We start from the raw sequence: 17,881 nt of genomic DNA on the forward strand, positions 1-17,881 counted from the left end.
TATTTCTTCCTAAAGTCAATGTGATAACAGCATTAGTCGTCAGTGCGTGTGCTATAGCGCAACACATCCGGACGCTCACCATCATCCCACGGCAATGGTTTCAATACAGGGAACTCAGGCCAGCTACCTTCTTCCCCCTCAGCTGCTTTGTATACTTTAACCCGCAAGTCAAACCACGCAGCCTGACCAGTTACTGGGTCCGAGTTAGTAATCCGTCGCTCACCTTGCTTAGCTGGCAACAACTCGGAAATCAAATGGTTAAGCAGGAAGCCTTTTTTAGCCTCCGATGCATCCGGCTTCAAGCCCCACGCACCGCCTTGTTTGCCTATCGCATTCCAGGTCCAAATCGTGTTTTCTTGCGTACCTTCCATAGTCCGCAACTGGCAACGGATTTTGCCGTTATGCGACTCAACCCAGATCCAGTCATCATCCTTCAATCCCATACGCCCGGCTTGTCCGCGGTTCATGTACATGAAGTTTTGCGCCAAAATCTGACGCAGCCACACATTCTGCGAATCCCATGAGTGGTACATCAGCATAGGACGCTGTGTCAGCGCAAAGAACGGATACTCTTTCTCATCAACCCTGGATTGCTCAAGCGGCTTGTACCACATCGGCAACGGATCAAAGTATGTAGCCAAACGCTCGCGATCTACCGGATTTGTCGGCTGCGGCCCGTCATACAAGCCCTGTCCAGCCAAACGGAATTTCTGCAATGGCTCAGAATAAATCTGCATGATAATTGGTTCGGATTTCCCAACAAAACCCACCTCTGCAGCAATATCCAGATACTCTTTGTTAGCGAACCGATTGTATTTCTGACTATCCGGCCAATGGTGTGCAAAGAACGATTCGTTCTCGATGTATTTTTCCCACTGTTTAGGGTTTGGCTCACCCTTCAACGATTTTTCGCCATTCTTACCACGCCAACCTGCCAGGAATCCAATGCCAGGTGCACGTTCGTAATTCACGATAAAATCAGGGTAATCCTTGAATTTGCGCGTACCGTCTTCGTTGGTAAACGCAGGGAATTTCATGCGTGATGCCAATTCCACCATCACTTCTTGCCATGGGCGCACATCACGGTCCAGCTTAATCAATGGATAGCGGATTGCATCCGCGGCTGCATCCGGCTCGGAAATCGGTCTATCCAACAGCGAAATCGTATCGTGCCGCTCCAGATAAGTCGTATCCGGCAACACCAGATCCGCGAAGTTAACCATTTCGGAATGAAAAGCATCCACCACTACCAGGAATGGAATTTTATGCTGATCAGGCTTGGCCGGATCCTTCTCGCGCAACATATCCTGCACATTTTTGGTATTCATCGTCGAATTCCAAGCCATGTTAGACATGAACAACAATAACGTATCTATTGGATACGGGTCATGATTGGTCGCGTTGGTAATAACCATATGCATCAGACCATGCGATGCAATCGGTATTTCCCATGAGTAAGCCTTATCGATACGTAACGGTTTACCATCAGCATCGATCACCAGATCTTCAGGGCGCGTAGGGAAACCTAACGGCGTACGTGACAACGGCGTGTTCGGCGCATTAATCACATCTATATTATTTTCCGGTAACTGATGCGGCGGAATTGGTTTCGGATAAGGTGCGCGAGCACGGAAATTACCCGGACCATCCAGCGCTCCCAGCAACATCTGGATCAAATGCACAGCGCGACAAGCATGGAAACCATTAGAGTGCGCCGCAATACCACGCATCGCATACATGGACACTGGACGTCCAATCACTTTGTCGTGCTTGCGACCCCAGCTATCGGTCCATTCGATATCCAGCTCAACCGTTTCCTTGAATGCCACATGCGCCATTTCTAAAGCCATGCGCTCTATCGTTTCCGCCGGCACGCCACATTCTTGCGCAACATTTTCCGGCGCATAGCGATCATCCAGATAACGCTCGGCAGTCAAACTCATCACGGTTCTAACCGGACGACCATCCGGCGCAACAAAGTCACCAAACAATGCCGGCGCAACATCTTTCGCCAGACCGTTTACGAAGGTCTCTTTCTCGATATCCCATACCAGCGGATTACCCTGTTCATCCCGCAGGAACAGGCCATGGCCTTTTTGACCCGGGGTATCAACAACCAGCCACGCTGTATTCGTGTAACGAATCAGGAAATCCCAGTCGAACAGTTCACGTGAAAGCAGGACGTGGACAACGGACAACGCCAGCAGGCCGTCCATACCCGGTTTAATCGGTATCCATTCATCGGCAATAGCCGAATATCCGGTACGTACCGGATTCACCGATACGAATTTACCGCCATGACGCTTGAGCTTTTCCAGACCAATTTTAATTGGATTGGATGAATGGTCTTCTGCTACACCCCACATAATGAAGTATTTCGCGTAATCCCAATCTGGCGCACCAAATTCCCAGAAAGAAAATCCGATGGAATACAATCCCGCCGCCGCCATATTAACCGAACAGAAGCCGCCATGAGCTGCCCAGTTCACCGTGCCAAACTGTTGCGCCCACAAACCTGTCAACGCCTGCATCTGGTCGCGACCTGTAAAGAATGCCAGCTTGGATGGATTGGTCGCACGAATCTCGGACAAACGATCCGACAGCATATCAAGCGCCTGATCCCACTCAATCTCGACAAACTCACCCTCTCCGCGTTCGGAACCAGGCTTGCGCATCAACGGTTTACGCAGCTTGGCGGCAGAGTACTGCTTCATAATACCGGCCGAACCTTTGGCGCACAGCACACCCTGGTTTGTCGGGTGGTTACGGTTACCTTGAATAAACCTGACCTTATCTTCTTCCAAGGTTACTTTAATGCCGCAGCGACAAGCGCACATGTAACAAGTAGTGAATTTAATTTCCTGCTTGTCGTGATTTTCGATTTTTACGATTGCATTCATTGGGATAGCGACTTCTGTGAGAAAGTGGACAATAACCTGAGCTTTCCATTTTCGCTCAATCGCCCCACTTAACGCAAACTATAATCTTTAATAGGGGTATAAATAATATTGTGAGCAAGGCACCGCGCACCTCAACTGTTTACGCCCCACTCTTTCCATGATAAAGTTTTGGCAGTTTGTATTTCCATTCAATACAATGGATACCAATCCGAATTCAAAAACCGAGCAAGATGCTCAGCAACAATAGGAGTATGGCAGTGGATAAGAGCAACTTCAAAGAAAACACACGTTACACGATTACTTGGCGCTCGCCTGAAGGTAAGCTGCGTCCGGCAAACATTTACGTCTACAAAATGTTTGAAAACGCCATGATTGCACGCATGACGGATAAAAGTGGTTTTTTATACAAAATTGCTTACGATGACGTCACTAAAATCGTTATGGAAAAAGCTGTTGCCAAGGAAGATCAATTCGGCATACCGTCTGCTGTACTTGATGAGAAGGTATGGAAAGATCGCACCATGATGGAGCGCTATTCTTCATCACCACACATGGGCAAGTAACCCCCGGCTGCGACGGCACTCCCTGCCGTCGCTCTGCACTTGACAAGCCTTACACAAACTCTAAACTAGAGCGCATCTTCGTTACTGACTCACCCATAGCTTGAACGACATTTCAATTGGCGTGCTTTTACTGGCATTGCTTGCTCTGCTGCTGCTTTCAGCTTTTTTCTCTGCTTCCGAAACCAGCATGATGGCGATTAATCGTTATCGACTCCGTCATCTTGCCCGGCAAGGCCATCGCGGCGCCACTCGCACTACCGAGTTGCTTGCCAATACGGACAAACTGCTTGGCGTCATCCTGCTGGGCAACAACCTCATTAATGCCGCCTCAGCGACATTAGTTACGTACATTTCCATACGCCTGTTTGGCAACAGTGAATGGGTGCTCGGCATTGCCACATTAATCGTCACATTCGCTATTCTGGTATTCAGCGAAGTCACGCCGAAAGTCATAGGCGCAGCCTACCCCGAAAAAATCGCTCTGCCCGCCAGCTTAATTCTGCGCCCATTGCTTACACTTGCTTTCCCGATAGTGTGGTTTGTCAATTTGTTTGTCCAGGCCTTACTGCGATTAATGCGTTTGCGCCCAAACGTCGACAGCACCGAAAATATACTGGGTATAGAGGAATTACGCTCTCTGGTAATGGAATCCGGAAAACTTCTGCCCTCTACACATAAAAGCATATTACTGAACCTGCTGGATCTGGAAAAAATCACAGTAGACGATGTGATGACACCGCGACACCAAATCGAAGCCATCGCAATCGATGAATCACCAGATACCATTACACGCCAACTTACCAGCAGTCACCACACCCGCCTTCCTGTCTATCGTGAACAACTCAATGAAGTCCTCGGCATCATACATCTACGCGATATCGCACGGGATTTACGCAACAATGACATCAACAGCGACTCGATACTCGCAGTAGCCCAGGAACCCTATTTCATACCATCAGGCACACTGCTTTTTAGCCAGCTGCGGCAGTTTCAGGAAAACCAGCGCAGCATCGGCCTGATTGTCGATGAATATGGCGAATTATTGGGCTTAGTATCGCTTGAAGACATACTCGAAGAAATAGTCGGCGAACTGGGTAATTCAGCACACCCCCAGCTTACGGGATACATAGCGCAAGCCGATGGCAGCTGGCTGGTTGAAGGCATCAGCCCTATACGCCAAATCAACCGGAAATTAAAATTCCAGCTACCGGAAACAGGCCCAAAGACAATTAACGGACTTATATTGGAACACCTCCAGGATATTCCGGAACCAGGCACAACACTAAAAATAGAAAATTACCCTATCGAAATCATCCAGGTACAGGAACGGGCGGTCAAAACCGCGCGCATTTTCCCGCAACAAAAAGCGCTGTAACGGGTTTACAAACACCCCATCTCAGCGCATCATTATTATTGATAATGGGATCACTCGGTTTAATCACTTAACTATCATTCTAAATATGTCAGCCACTTCATCCGCAATTACATTAACAGGACTCGCTCGTGCACTTGTAAGCCAGCAATGGCTTACAGAAGAAGAAGCCGAAGCCTTGATGAAGCAAGCCAAATCCAGCAATGAGCATTTTGTGACACAGGTTCTCAACAGTAAAAAAATCAAGGCTATCAAATTAGCTGAATTTGCTGCTACCCAGTTTGGCTTTCCCTATTTCGATCTGAGCGCCATCGATCCCGAAGTCATTCCCAAAAAAATACTCGACCCCAAACTTATCCATAGCCGACGGGTCATTGCACTCTATCAGCGCGGCAATCGTCTTTCAGTGGCTGTATCCGACCCGACCAACCTTCAAGCCATTGATGAAATCAAATTTCAGACCAATCAGGCTGTTGACATCATCGTCGTCGAAGATGACAAGTTAGGTAAGCTGATTACCGAGCTTGGCGAAAGTGAAAACAACACGCTTGCCAGCATAGACACCGAAGACCTTGATCTGGATTTTACTGACGACGAGGCGCTGGCCAAGGCAAATGAAGCCGATACCCAAGATATTGATGACGCTCCGGTAGTACGCTACTTGCAGAAAATATTGCTGGATGCAATTAACGATGGTGTTTCTGATATTCACTTCGAGCCTTATGAGAAATTCTACCGCATCCGATATCGACTGGATGGCATATTACGCGAAGTGGCACAGCCACCTTTAGCCATCAAAGACAAATTATCCTCCCGTATCAAAGTCATTTCCAAGCTCGATATTTCAGAAAAACGCGTACCACAAGATGGTCGCATGAAGCTGGTTCTGTCTAAAAACCGGGCCATCGATTTCCGCGTAAGCACACTACCAACGCTGTACGGCGAAAAAATCGTCATGCGTATTCTCGATCCAACCAGCGCTACGCTGGGTATTGATGCGCTAGGCTACGATCCACAACAGAAAGAATTATTACTGAACGCAGTGCAGCGTCCATACGGCATGGTACTGGTGACCGGACCTACCGGTAGCGGCAAAACCGTGTCTTTGTACACCTGTTTAAACATTCTGAATCAGCCTGGTGTCAACATTGCGACTGCGGAGGATCCTGCCGAAATCAACCTGCCTGGTGTAAATCAGGTCAACGTCAACGACAAAGCCGGCCTCACCTTTTCCGCAGCACTGAAATCATTTTTGCGGCAGGATCCCGACGTAATCATGGTGGGTGAAATTCGCGATCTGGAAACTGCAGAAATCGCTATTAAAGCAGCTCAAACCGGCCACATGGTGCTATCAACCCTGCACACCAATGATGCCCCATCGACGCTGACCCGGCTCATGAACATGGGTATAGCGCCCTTCAACATCGCATCCAGTGTCATTCTGATTACCGCCCAACGACTGGCGCGCAGATTATGCAAATGCAAGCAACCCGCAGACATCCCCGAAGCCGCGCTACTGCGCGCAGGCTTCAAGCAAGAGGAACTGGATGGCAGCTGGCGGCCATATCGCGCTGTAGGCTGTGATATATGCAAAGGCAGTGGCTACAAAGGCCGTCTTGGTATTTACCAGGTAATGCCGATTACAGACTCAATGACGCGCATCATCATGAATAACGGTAACGCCATCGATATCGCAGACCAGGCTCGCAAAGATGGGGTTCGAGATCTGCGGCGATCCGGTTTAGACAAAGTACGGTCAGGACTCACTTCGCTGGAAGAAATCGAATCCGTAACCAACGAATAGCCCAGCACCTTCACGCCACAACTTCAATAATGAAATAGAATTCGGAGACTTAGCATGGCTGTCGCAAAAAATGTTAAAGCGCAAAAAGATGTCGCATTCAGCTGGGAAGGCACAGACAAAAGCGGCAAAAAGGTTCAAGGTGAAATGATCGCCGGGGGCGAAGCCGTAGTCAGTTCTACCTTGCGTCGCCAAGGCATCAATGTCAAGAAAATCAAGAAGAAAGGGTCTTTTGCGGGCGGTAAAAAAATCACAGCCAAAGATGTCGCGCTGTTTACCCGGCAACTGGCTACCATGATGAAGTCAGGCGTGCCTTTATTGCAGGCATTCGACATTGTCGCCAAAGGTCATGCCAATCCTGCTGTACAGAAACTGCTTATTGACATCAAAACCAATATAGAAGGCGGTAACAGTCTCGCCAAATCGTTTGCAAAGTACCCACTGTATTTTGACACCTTATATGTAAACCTGGTTGATGCTGGCGAGCAGGCGGGTATTCTTGACGGAGTACTGGATCGTCTCGCAACCTATCAGGAAAAAATTCTCGCCATTAAGGGGAAAATCAAATCCGCACTGTTCTATCCGCTATCCATCCTCGTGGTAGCGTTTGTCATTACTGCGGTAATCATGCTGTTTGTTGTGCCCGCCTTTAAAGAACTATTCAGCAGCTTTGGCGCTGATTTGCCCGCACCGACCCTGATCATGATGAGCATTTCCGACTTTTTTGTCAGTTACTGGTGGGCTATTTTCGGCGCCATCGGCGGCGGTTTCTGGTTCTTCTTCTATACCTGGAAACGCTCACGCAAAATGCAGGAGGTCATGGATCGCGCCATGCTCAAACTGCCTATATTTGGTGTAATTCTGGAAAAGGCGGCCATTGCGCGCTGGACCCGCACCCTGTCCACCATGTTCGCCGCAGGTGTGCCACTGGTTGAAGCGCTTACTTCCGTGGCAGGAGCGGCAGGCAATATAGTTTACTATCATGCCACCATGAAGATTCGCTCTGAAGTCAGCACTGGCATCAGCCTCACCATCGCCATGCAAAATAGTGGGATTTTCCCCAACATGGTGCAGCAAATGGTCGCCATCGGCGAAGAATCCGGCGCACTGGATTCCATGCTGGGCAAAGTTGCCGATTTCTATGAAGCTGAAGTCGATGATGCGGTAGCATCTATCTCCAGCCTGATGGAGCCTATCATCATGGTAGTACTCGGCGGCCTGATCGGCAGCATGGTTATCGCCATGTACTTACCTATCTTCAAAATGGGCAGCGTGGTCGGTTAATAAATCAAGGTACTCTGCATATGCTCGCTTTACTGCAAGCCGACCCAATATTATTCACTGTCACTTGCGGGATAGTGGGTTTGCTGGTCGGCAGTTTTCTCAATGTTGTCATTTATCGCCTACCGAAAATCATGGAACGCGATTGGCAGGAACAATGCGCCGCCTTAAATGGACTGCCGTCGCCACATCAGACAGCATTCAGTTTATCCATACCCCGTTCTGCATGCCCGTCATGCGGGCATAAAATCGGTGCAACCGAGAACATCCCCATACTCAGTTACTTGTGGTTGCGCGGCAAATGCGCGGGTTGCGGAGTACGCATCAGCCCGCGCTATCCTATAGTGGAAGCCGCAACAGGCATTCTTACCGCTGCAGCCGCAAGCTATTTTGGTTTCGGGCTCAGCGCGATAGCTGCGATTATTTTCATTTGGGCATTAATTGCCCTCACTTTTATTGATTTTGACACCCAGCTATTGCCTGACAGCATCACGCTGCCATTATTATGGGCCGGACTCTTATTTAACCTGCAATCCACGTTTGTGCCATTGCAAACGGCCGTCATCGGTGCAATGGCTGGCTATTTGAGCCTCTGGGCTGTTTACTGGGCATTCAAACTTATCACCGGCAAGGAAGGTATGGGCTACGGCGATTTCAAGCTACTCGCCGCCATTGGCGCATGGCTGGGCTGGAGCATGCTGCCACTGGTGATTTTATTATCGTCGGCTGTCGGCGCCATCGTAGGCATTATTTTGATCGTTCTCGCCAAACAGGGCAGATCAGTCCCCATCCCTTTCGGCCCATATCTGGCCGGGGGCGGACTCATTGCATTATTTTGGGGGCCCGCAATTCTACAGAACTATCTGGCAACGCTGGCATGACCTTCATTGTCGGCTTGACTGGGGGCATAGGTTGCGGCAAAAGCACAGTAGGTCAGCAATTTGCTGACCTTGGGGTAGATGTCATTGATACAGACACCATTGCCCACGCCCTCACGCAAGCTCATGGCTCGGCCATACTCGAAATCGCCAGCGCATTCGGTGAGCGTTACATTAATCAACACGGCGCCCTTGATCGCGAGCGCATGCGGGAACTCGTGTTTACCGATGCTAACGCCAAAGCCAAGCTGGAAGCCATCCTGCATCCCCTTATATACCAGGCCGTCATCGCAGCAATTGCATCAGCCGATGATGCCGCTTATATCCTGCTCGTCGTACCACTATTAATAGAATCAAAACGGTACTTGGACATAGTGCAACGCGTACTTGTGGTAGATTGTGACGAACAGCAGCAAATCAACCGGGCGATGGCCCGAAGCGGCTTAACTGAACAAGCCGTGCAACGTATCATGCAAAATCAGGCAACTCGTCAGCAACGACTTCAACACGCTGACGATGTCATCCTGAACACCAGCTCACTTGATTTTGTACAGCAGCGGGTTATGGAACTTCACAAGACTTACTTGACTCAGGCACAAATTTTGCCTGCAACGCATTAGTATTTGCCAACACAAACATTATCATGTCAGAATCTGGTTTGCTTTTTAAGCTTGTGATGAAACAACCTAACTCGTGATTCACTACGAATACCCACTCAGTGAGCGTGTCCGCACCTTACTTCGACTAGAGAGCCTGTTTCAGAAGGCTCTCTATTTTGTTACGCTTGAAGACCGCCTGCCGCATCACGCAGCACTGCTCGCCATATTTGAAATTATCGAAGTTGCCGCACGCGCCGACCTGAAATCAGACATTCTGCAAGAGCTGGAACGCCAACGCCAAGGATTGGAAGCACTACGCCGCAATCCTGCAATCGATCAGGACAAGCTGACAGAAATACTAGGCGAAATTAGCCAGTGTCTGAAATCAATCCATAGCCTGACCGGCAAACTCGGTCAACACCTCAAAGACATTGAATGGCTGATGAATGTCAAACAGCGCGCCAGCATCCCGGGGGGCACCTGCGAATTCGACTTGCCTGCTTATCACTACTGGCTATATAGCACCACAGCGAAACGTCGCAGCGACTTAACCGCATGGATTACTCCCATGCTGCCGATTCACCAGGGCCTGAGCGTAGTATTGAAGTTGCTGCGGGAAAGCGGACAACCGCAACCAGTAATCGCGGTCAAAGGTGCTTATCAACAAATGCTGGGGGGGCGTAATGCGCAATTGCTCAAGATCAGCGTCAACCAGACACTGCCTTGCGTACCAGAAGCCAGTGCTAATAAATATGCACTCAGCATCCGTTTTTTGACTGTGTCCCAGGAACACCCCAGCCAGTGTACGGAAAATATTGAATTCAGCCTGACATTCTGCAATCTATGAAGCCACCCGCCATCGTCAAATGCCCGACCTGCAAGGACCCGGTAGAATGGACACCGGCAAGTAAGTATCGTCCTTTTTGCTCGGAGCGTTGCCGCCTGATTGATCTGGGACAATGGGCGACTGAGGCATACAGCGTACCGGTCACCAGCTCACCGGACCAGGACACCGATACCTCATTCAGTTAAATTAGTTACCGGCCTGCATGGTTTTGACACCTTCAGCCGTACCCAGCAGTAACACATCAGCAGCACGCTGTGCGAACAAACCGTTCGTCACCACACCCACAATCTGATTCAACGTTGTTTCCAGCTCTACCGGATTCATAATACTCAGCCCATGCACGTCCAGAATGACATTACCATTATCGGTAATAAAGCCTTCTCGCAACTGCGGCTGGCCACCCAGCTTAACTATTTCACGCGCAACATAACTACGCGCCATCGGAATAACTTCCACGGGCAACGGAAAACGCCCCAGCACATCCACCAGCTTGGAAGCATCCGCCAGGCAAATGAATTTCTTGCTGCAAGCTGCAACGATCTTTTCCCGTGTCAACGCACCGCCACCTCCTTTAATCATATGCATATGCTTGGTGATTTCATCCGCCCCATCCACATATATCTCCAGCTCACCGACCTCGTTCAGCTCGTATACGCTGATGCCATGGCCTTTCAGGCGTTGCGCGGTGGCTTCAGAACTAGCGACAGCGCCATCAAAGCGGCCCTTGATCTTGGCCAGCTCATCAATAAAGAAGTTGGCAGTCGAACCGGTGCCCACACCGATAATGCCTTGCGGCACATAATCAATCGCGGCACGCGCCACGGCCTGTTTCAATTCATCTTGTGTCATTGTCATCCTCAATCACTAGCTCATTACAAAAACAAAGAGGATAACCATAAATTAGAATTTTCACAAATCGTGCAAGGTCTGTTAATCTTAGGGTTCTGTTTGACACATACCGCATCATGGCACATAACGATCTCACCCACGACTATCTGGCAGCCATCCTTACCGCGCGCGTTTATGACGTAGCCATAGAATCGCCGCTGGAACTCGCACCCAATTTATCTGCACGTATCGGCAACAACATCTACCTGAAACGGGAAGACTTGCAACCGGTATTCTCCTTCAAGTTACGCGGCGCCTATAACAAGATGGCAGGACTATCCGCAGATGCATTGGCCGCAGGTGTGATTACCGCGTCCGCTGGCAACCATGCCCAGGGTGTAGCATTGGCTGCCCAGAAACTGGGCTGCCGTGCGACCATCGTAATGCCCACACCTACTCCGCAAATCAAGGTCAATGCAGTCAAGGCGCGTGGCGCCGAGGCCATACTGGTGGGCGACACCTACGATGACGCCTACGCCTACGCCAGGAATCTGGCGGAGACATCGGGCGCGACCTACGTCCACCCCTACGATGATCCGGCGGTCATTGCCGGCCAGGGCACCATTGCGATGGAAATCCTGCGCCAGCACAGTGCGCCGATAGACGCCGTATTTATCCCCGTGGGCGGCGGTGGCCTGATCGCCGGCATGGCGGTGTATATCAAGCGCCTCAAACCCGGCATCAAAGTCATAGGTGTCGAACCCGAAGATGCCGATGCCATGGCGCGCTCACTCACCGCACAGCAACGCGTATTACTCTCACAAGTCGGTATTTTTGCCGACGGTGTTGCCGTCAAGCAGGTCGGTGAAGAAACCTTCCGCCTGGCCAGCCTGTATGTCGATGAAATCATCCGCGTCGATAATGACGCCATCTGTGCGGCAATCAAGGATGTATTTGAAGACACCCGTTCCATCCTCGAGCCGTCCGGCGCGCTGTCAGTCGCCGGCGCCAAAATCTGGTGCGCGCGCGAGCAGGTATCCAACAGCACCGTGGTCGCCATCGCCAGCGGTGCCAACATGAACTTTGACCGGCTGCGCTACATTGCCGAACGTGCCGAACTGGGCGAACGCCGCGAAGCCATCCTTGCCGTGACGATCCCGGAAACACCCGGCAGCTTCAAGGCATTCTGCACCTTGCTGGGTACGCGCAACATTACCGAATTTAACTACCGGTTTGCCGACAACCAGGATGCGCATGTATTTGTCGGCGTACAGGTAGCCAATCGCCAGGGTGCAACCGATCTGGTTAACATGCTGCAAGCTAATCAGCTAACTACGATAGACCTGACCGATAACGAGATGGCCAAATTGCACGTACGCCATCTGGTTGGCGGACACGCCCCCCAGGTGGAACACGAACTGGTTTACCGTTTTGAATTCCCGGAACGTCCAGGTGCATTAATGCGCTTCCTGAACGCCCTGAGTCAGAACTGGAACATCAGCCTGTTCCACTACCGTAATCACGGCGCTGACTACGGGCGCGTACTGGTGGGTATACAGGTACCACCACAGGAACAGGCCGATTTCCACGCCTCCCTGCACCGCCTTGGCTACCCGTACTGGGACGAAACTGCTAACGTAGCTTACAAGCTATTCCTGAACTAGATGCGTTATCTTGTCGCCTGCCTCCTGCTGGCAGCCAGCTTTATCACCCACGCCGACGACAGCAGCGACTTTGTCGCCGCGCGTGACGCATTCCGCACTGGACAAATCCAGCGCCTGCCCGAGTATGCACAGCGTTTACATGATTCCGTATTACTGCCATACGTTCAATACTGGCAAATAAGCTCGCAACTCAAAACTGCCAGCGCAGATGACATTCGCTATTTCATTGACCGCAACAGCGACTCTCCGCTATCCAACAAACTACGCAGTGACTGGTTACGCCTGCTCGGACAACAGCAAGACTGGACAACCTATCTCAACGAATATCCTTTAGTGGTCAATCCAGACGTCACTCTGCAGTGTTATGCGCTGCAGGGTCGCATTGCGCAGGGCCAGCCACTCGCGCTCAAGGATGGTGTGGCATTATGGTTTACCGGCAAGGATATGCCATCCAGTTGCGACAACCTGTTCAGCAACCTGATTGCCAGACAGTACATCAGCCAGAATGACATCTGGCAACGTATCCGTCTGTCACTGGAAAACAACAACACCAATACCGCGCAGGCTATTAGCGCCTATCTCACTGAGCCCTCACAGCTAGATCAAAAACTGCTGTCCAAAGTCGCGAATGCACCGGAAGCATTGCTGAACAGCAACCGGCTCAACTTACAGCAACGCGGACAACGTGAGTTGGCACTCTACGCGATCAGCCGGCTGGCACGCAGCAACGCTACAACGGCAGCCCAACGCTGGGAAAAAATTAAAGCAGACTTTCCCGCCGCCGACCAGCACTACGGCTGGGGACAAATTGCACTCTATGCCGCACGCCAACACTTGCCGGCAGCCGTGACCTGGTTTGACCTGGCTGGCAACACCGAACTCAATGAAGAACAGCAGGCATGGCGTGTCCGCGCTGCGCTACTGGCTGGCAACTGGACACAAGTACAAAGCGGCATTCTGAACATGCCCGCCACCCTGCGTAATGAAAGCGCCTGGCGCTACTGGCTGGCACGGGCCTATAAAGCCCAGGGCAAAACCTATCAGGCTAATACACTGCTGGCCCCACTCTCGCGCGAATATGATTTTTACGGCTTGCTGGCAGAGGAAGAACTCGGTGCGGCGGCAGGCAGCCCGACGATCAACTTCAACGTAGCCAGCGATGAAGTCGCTACCATCAGCCGCATCCCCGCCATCCAGCGGGCGCTACTGCTCAATCAGCTTGATTACCGCACCGAAGCCAACAACGAATGGAACTGGGCAATCCGCAATTTCGATGATCGCCGCCTGTTGGCCGCGGCAGAACTGGCCCGGCAACAAAACTGGCTGGATCGTGCCATCAATACCGCCACGCGCACTCAGCAATTGCATAATTTTGATTTGCGTTTTCTCGCGCCTTATCGCGACACTGCCCGCCAATACGCCAAAGAGTATGGGCTGGATGAAGCCTGGGTCTATGGATTAATGCGGCAGGAAAGCCGCTTTGTCAGCCAGGCCAAATCCGGTGTTGGGGCTTCCGGTATCATGCAGATCATGCCGGCTACCGGGCGCTGGATTGCCAACAAGCTGGGTATCCATCACTTCCAGACTGAACACCTGCATCAGCTTGATACCAATATGCAATTTGGCATGTATTACCTCAAGAGCATCCAGCAGAGCCTGGACAATTCGGACGTGCTCGCCACTGCCGCATACAATGCCGGCCCTGGACGCGCACGTCGCTGGCGCACTGAAAAAGCCATAGAAGGGGCGATTTATGCAGAAGCAATACCTTTTAGCGAGACTCGTGACTACGTCAAGAAAGTCATCGCCAATGCCGTGTTTTATGCCCGCCGCTTCAATCAGCCGGAAACCTCGATCAAAGCTAGACTCGGCATCATTGCTGGCACAGCCTCACCGGCATTATGCGGCGGCAACAATGAAAACGCGCCCAGCTGCGACAATTAAGACACACCGGTTACTTGCACCAGCGCAGCCAGGCTGCCTCGAACGAGCTGGTCAATTTCAGCCTCGCTAATCACATAAGGAGGCATGAAATACACTGTATTACCGATTGGGCGCAGCAACAAACCCTGATCCAGTGCCGCCAGATAGAACTCACGGGCAAAGCTGGCATCAGCACCCGCCACATCAAACGCCCAGATCATGCCGGTACGCCGGAAATTGGTCACGCGGGCATGCTCACGCAATGGCACCGCCACTTTATCCAGATAATCACCTTTGCTGCGATTATTAGCCAGCACCTGATCCTGTGCAAAGATATCCAGCGTAGCCAATGCTGCGCGGCACGCCAATGGATTACCCGTATAGGAATGCGAATGCAGGAAGCCGCGCGCAGTGGCGTCATCATAAAACGCACTGTAAATTTCATCCGTAGCCAGTACCGCTGACAATGGCAGATAGCCACCGGTAATCCCCTTCGACAGGCACATCAGATCAGGCTTGATGGCAGCCTGCTCACAGGCAAACATGGTGCCGGTACGGCCGAAACCCACGGCAATTTCATCAGCGATCAAATGCACATTGTACTGATCGCACAATTGCCGCACCCGGGTTAAATACACTGCATGATACATCGCCATTCCAGCCGCACCCTGCACCAGCGGTTCGACAATAAGCGCCGCCACCTGCTGATGATGCTGCGCCAGATGACTGGCCAGATCCTGCGCTGCGCGCTCAGCATACTGCTCAGCGGATTCACCCGCTTCCGCCAGCCGCCAGTCCGGGCTCATCACTTGTGTGCTGTGTCGTAACAAGGGTGCATACGTGTCTTTAAAGATCGCCACGTCGGTTACAGACAGCGCTCCCAATGTTTCACCGTGATAGCTGTTCTGCAAACTGATAAACTCAGTTTTACCGGCCTGACCACGATTGCGCCAGTAGTGAAAACTCATCTTCAACGCAATCTCGGTAGCCGATGCTCCATCCGAACCATAGAAAGCATGCCCAAGGCCAGTCAACTGCCCCAGACGCTCCGACAATGCCACTACCGGGGCATGGGTACACCCTGCCAGCATCACATGCTCTATCTGATTCAACTGGTCGCAGATGGCCGCATTTATCCGTGGATTGGCATGGCCGAACAAATTCACCCACCACGACGAAATCGCATCAATATATGCCCGCCCATCGGCATCATGCAGCCACACTCCATGGCCCCGCGTAATTGCCAGAGGCGGGGTTGCAATTTGCTGTTTCATTTGCGTACAGGGGTGCCATACCGCTGCTTGGGTACGTTGAATCAAATCAGACGGTTTCATTGCACCAGATCCTAAAAATCGATATTCGAACATTTTAATGAAATTTTGTTCATCGCTTCACATTTAGCCATTTTTTAGTTAGCATACACGCATACTTCCAAACGCATTCGCGTGTCGACCTTATATTTTTACCTACTAAATTCAGCGAGGATTCCATGAGCGAGCATATTCATTACGTTACCGACGACACATTCGAACAAGAGGTTCTGCAATCAACACTGCCTGTGCTGGTTGATTACTGGGCTGACTGGTGTGGTCCTTGCAAAATGATTGCTCCGATACTGGATGAAGTTGCAAAAGAATATGCCGGCCGTCTGAAAATCGCCAAACTCAACATCGATGAAAACCAGGCAACTCCTCCCAAGTTCGGCATCCGCGGCATCCCCACTCTGATGATTTTCAAAAACGGCAACGTTGAAGCAACTAAAGTTGGCGCTCTGTCAAAATCACAACTTACTGCATTTGTTGACAGCAACATTTAATTCCATTATTCTGCGCCTGAGCCTATCCGAATAGCAGCACAAATCTAAATTCGGACATCAGGCGCACCTTCCCCTATTTGTTTTCATCCTGCCTAAAATTAGGCTTAGAGTTTTCCTACATGCATTTATCCGACCTGAAACAACTTCACGTCACCCAGCTAGTTGAAATGGCAACCACCAGTTCAATTGAAGGTGCCAACCGCTTACGCAAGCAAGAGCTGATTTTTGCGCTGCTTAAAAACCAGGCCAAAAAAGGCGTCAGCATCTTTGGCGAAGGCACGCTGGAAGTGCTACCCGACGGCTTTGGCTTTCTGCGCTCACCGGATACGTCTTATCTTGCCAGCCCGGATGATATCTACATCTCGCCATCGCAGATTCGACGTTTTAACCTGCATACAGGCGACTCTATCGAAGGCGAAATTCGCATTCCTAAAGATGGTGAACGCTACTTTGCCCTGGTCAAGGTCGACAAAGTAAACAGCGAACCACCAGAAAACGCCAAGAACAAAATTCTGTTTGAAAACCTCACCCCGCTGCACCCTACCCAACCCCTGCTCCTCGAACGCGACATCCGCGCTGAAGAAAACATTACCGGCCGTATCATCGACATGATCGCGCCTATCGGTAAGGGACAGCGCGGTTTACTGGTTGCCAGCCCGAAATCAGGTAAAACCGTGATGCTGCAGCACATTGCTCACGCCATTACCAATAATCACCCTGACGTCATCATGATCGTATTGCTGATTGATGAGCGTCCGGAAGAAGTTACCGAAATGACACGCTCAGTACGCGGTGAAGTGGTGGCATCAACCTTTGATGAACCAGCTACCCGCCACGTGCAAGTGGCCGAAATGGTCATCGAAAAGGCCAAGCGCCTGGTTGAACACAAAAAAGACGTCGTGATTTTGCTGGATTCGATTACCCGTCTGGCACGTGCTTACAACACAGTGATCCCGTCCTCCGGCAAAGTTCTGACCGGTGGTGTGGATGCCAATGCGCTACAACGTCCCAAGCGTTTCTTTGGTGCAGCCCGTAACATCGAAGAAGGCGGCTCACTGACTATTATTGCTACAGCGCTGGTTGAAACCGGCAGCCGTATGGATGACGTGATTTTTGAAGAATTCAAAGGTACCGGCAATATGGAAATCCATCTGGATCGCCGTATGGCTGAAAAGCGTCTGTATCCTGCGATTAACGTTAACCGCTCCGGTACCCGTCGTGAAGAATTACTGATCAAGGCCGACATCCTGCAGAAAATCTGGGTACTGCGCAAACTGCTCTACCCTATGGATGATCTGGAAGCGATGGAATTCCTGCTCGACAAAGTCAAAGCCACCAAAAATAACGCCGAGTTTTTTGACTCCATGCGTGGTGGGCGCTGATTTCAGCGCACTAATCGGATCAGTTGC

At 51.0% G+C, this 17,881-nt stretch carries 15 protein-coding genes; 12 read left to right on the plus strand and 3 right to left on the minus strand.

Translation table 11 applies throughout. The features are described from left to right. Positions 1-32: 32 nt before the first annotated feature. Positions 33-2,900 (minus strand): molybdopterin oxidoreductase family protein, encoded by a 2,868-nt coding sequence (locus tag EJE49_RS06245; protein WP_124949543.1) that lies wholly within the window; start codon positions 2,898-2,900, stop codon positions 33-35. A gap of 257 nt (positions 2,901-3,157) precedes the next feature. Between EJE49_RS06245 and EJE49_RS06250 the strand changes: the two genes are divergently transcribed. The 8 genes from EJE49_RS06250 to yacG all read left to right on the plus strand — a co-directional run bounded on the left by EJE49_RS06250 (position 3,158) and on the right by yacG (position 10,426). Continuing rightward, complete coding sequence (locus EJE49_RS06250) at positions 3,158-3,463, plus strand: hypothetical protein (protein WP_124949544.1); 306 nt, start codon at positions 3,158-3,160, stop codon at positions 3,461-3,463. Between the two features lie 100 nt (positions 3,464-3,563). Then, a complete protein-coding gene (locus EJE49_RS06255; RefSeq protein WP_189941729.1) occupies positions 3,564-4,838 on the plus strand; it encodes an HlyC/CorC family transporter in 1,275 nt (424 codons plus the stop codon). An 85-nt stretch (positions 4,839-4,923) separates the two neighbouring features. Next, on the plus strand, positions 4,924-6,639 hold the full coding sequence (gene pilB, locus EJE49_RS06260) for a type IV-A pilus assembly ATPase PilB (protein ID WP_124949545.1): 1,716 nt from the start codon (positions 4,924-4,926) through the stop codon (positions 6,637-6,639). A gap of 54 nt (positions 6,640-6,693) precedes the next feature. Beyond that, complete coding sequence (locus EJE49_RS06265; RefSeq protein ID WP_124949546.1) at positions 6,694-7,920, plus strand: type II secretion system F family protein; 1,227 nt, start codon at positions 6,694-6,696, stop codon at positions 7,918-7,920. 20 nt (positions 7,921-7,940) lie between these two features. Then, complete coding sequence (locus tag EJE49_RS06270) at positions 7,941-8,798, plus strand: prepilin peptidase (protein WP_124949547.1); 858 nt, start codon at positions 7,941-7,943, stop codon at positions 8,796-8,798. Further along, positions 8,795-9,415, plus strand: a complete 621-nt coding sequence (gene coaE, locus EJE49_RS06275) for a dephospho-CoA kinase (protein ID WP_124949548.1) — start codon at positions 8,795-8,797, stop codon at positions 9,413-9,415. The genes EJE49_RS06270 and coaE overlap by 4 nt, the downstream gene beginning before the upstream one ends. 73 nt (positions 9,416-9,488) lie before the next feature. After that, a complete protein-coding gene (gene zapD, locus EJE49_RS06280) occupies positions 9,489-10,241 on the plus strand; it encodes a cell division protein ZapD (RefSeq protein WP_124949549.1) in 753 nt (250 codons plus the stop codon). Beyond that, entirely contained in the window at positions 10,238-10,426 is a 189-nt protein-coding gene (gene yacG / locus EJE49_RS06285) for a DNA gyrase inhibitor YacG (RefSeq protein ID WP_124949550.1), read from the plus strand. Before zapD ends, yacG begins: the two co-directional genes overlap by 4 nt. Position 10,427: 1 nt before the next feature. Here the strand turns inward: yacG and rpiA are convergent, their stop codons facing one another. Next, positions 10,428-11,090, minus strand: a complete 663-nt coding sequence (gene rpiA / locus EJE49_RS06290) for a ribose-5-phosphate isomerase RpiA (protein WP_189941731.1) — start codon at positions 11,088-11,090, stop codon at positions 10,428-10,430. Positions 11,091-11,206: 116 nt separating this feature from the next. On the opposite strand from rpiA, the gene ilvA reads away from it, so the two are divergent. Together ilvA and EJE49_RS06300 are read left to right on the plus strand one after the other, a co-directional pair. Then, positions 11,207-12,733, plus strand: coding sequence for a threonine ammonia-lyase, biosynthetic (ilvA, locus tag EJE49_RS06295; RefSeq protein WP_124949552.1), 1,527 nt, complete (start codon positions 11,207-11,209; stop codon positions 12,731-12,733). Beyond that, positions 12,734-14,677: a transglycosylase SLT domain-containing protein gene (locus EJE49_RS06300; protein WP_124949553.1), complete on the plus strand. Its 1,944-nt coding sequence runs from the start codon at positions 12,734-12,736 to the stop codon at positions 14,675-14,677. It begins immediately after the preceding gene. Here EJE49_RS06300 and bioA read toward each other — a convergent pair. After that, positions 14,674-15,990 (minus strand): adenosylmethionine--8-amino-7-oxononanoate transaminase, encoded by a 1,317-nt coding sequence (gene bioA, locus EJE49_RS06305; RefSeq protein WP_124949554.1) that lies wholly within the window; start codon positions 15,988-15,990, stop codon positions 14,674-14,676. The two genes, EJE49_RS06300 and bioA, sit on opposite strands and share 4 nt — an antisense overlap. 155 nt (positions 15,991-16,145) lie before the next feature. Between bioA and trxA the strand changes: the two genes are divergently transcribed. After that, complete coding sequence (trxA, locus tag EJE49_RS06310) at positions 16,146-16,472, plus strand: thioredoxin TrxA (protein ID WP_124949555.1); 327 nt, start codon at positions 16,146-16,148, stop codon at positions 16,470-16,472. Between the two features lie 119 nt (positions 16,473-16,591). Then, positions 16,592-17,854, plus strand: a complete 1,263-nt coding sequence (rho, locus tag EJE49_RS06315) for a transcription termination factor Rho (RefSeq protein ID WP_124949556.1) — start codon at positions 16,592-16,594, stop codon at positions 17,852-17,854. Positions 17,855-17,881: the final 27 nt, after the last annotated feature.

This window comes from Sulfuriferula thiophila (assembly GCF_003864975.1).
Classification (GTDB): domain Bacteria; phylum Pseudomonadota; class Gammaproteobacteria; order Burkholderiales; family Sulfuriferulaceae; genus Sulfuriferula; species Sulfuriferula thiophila.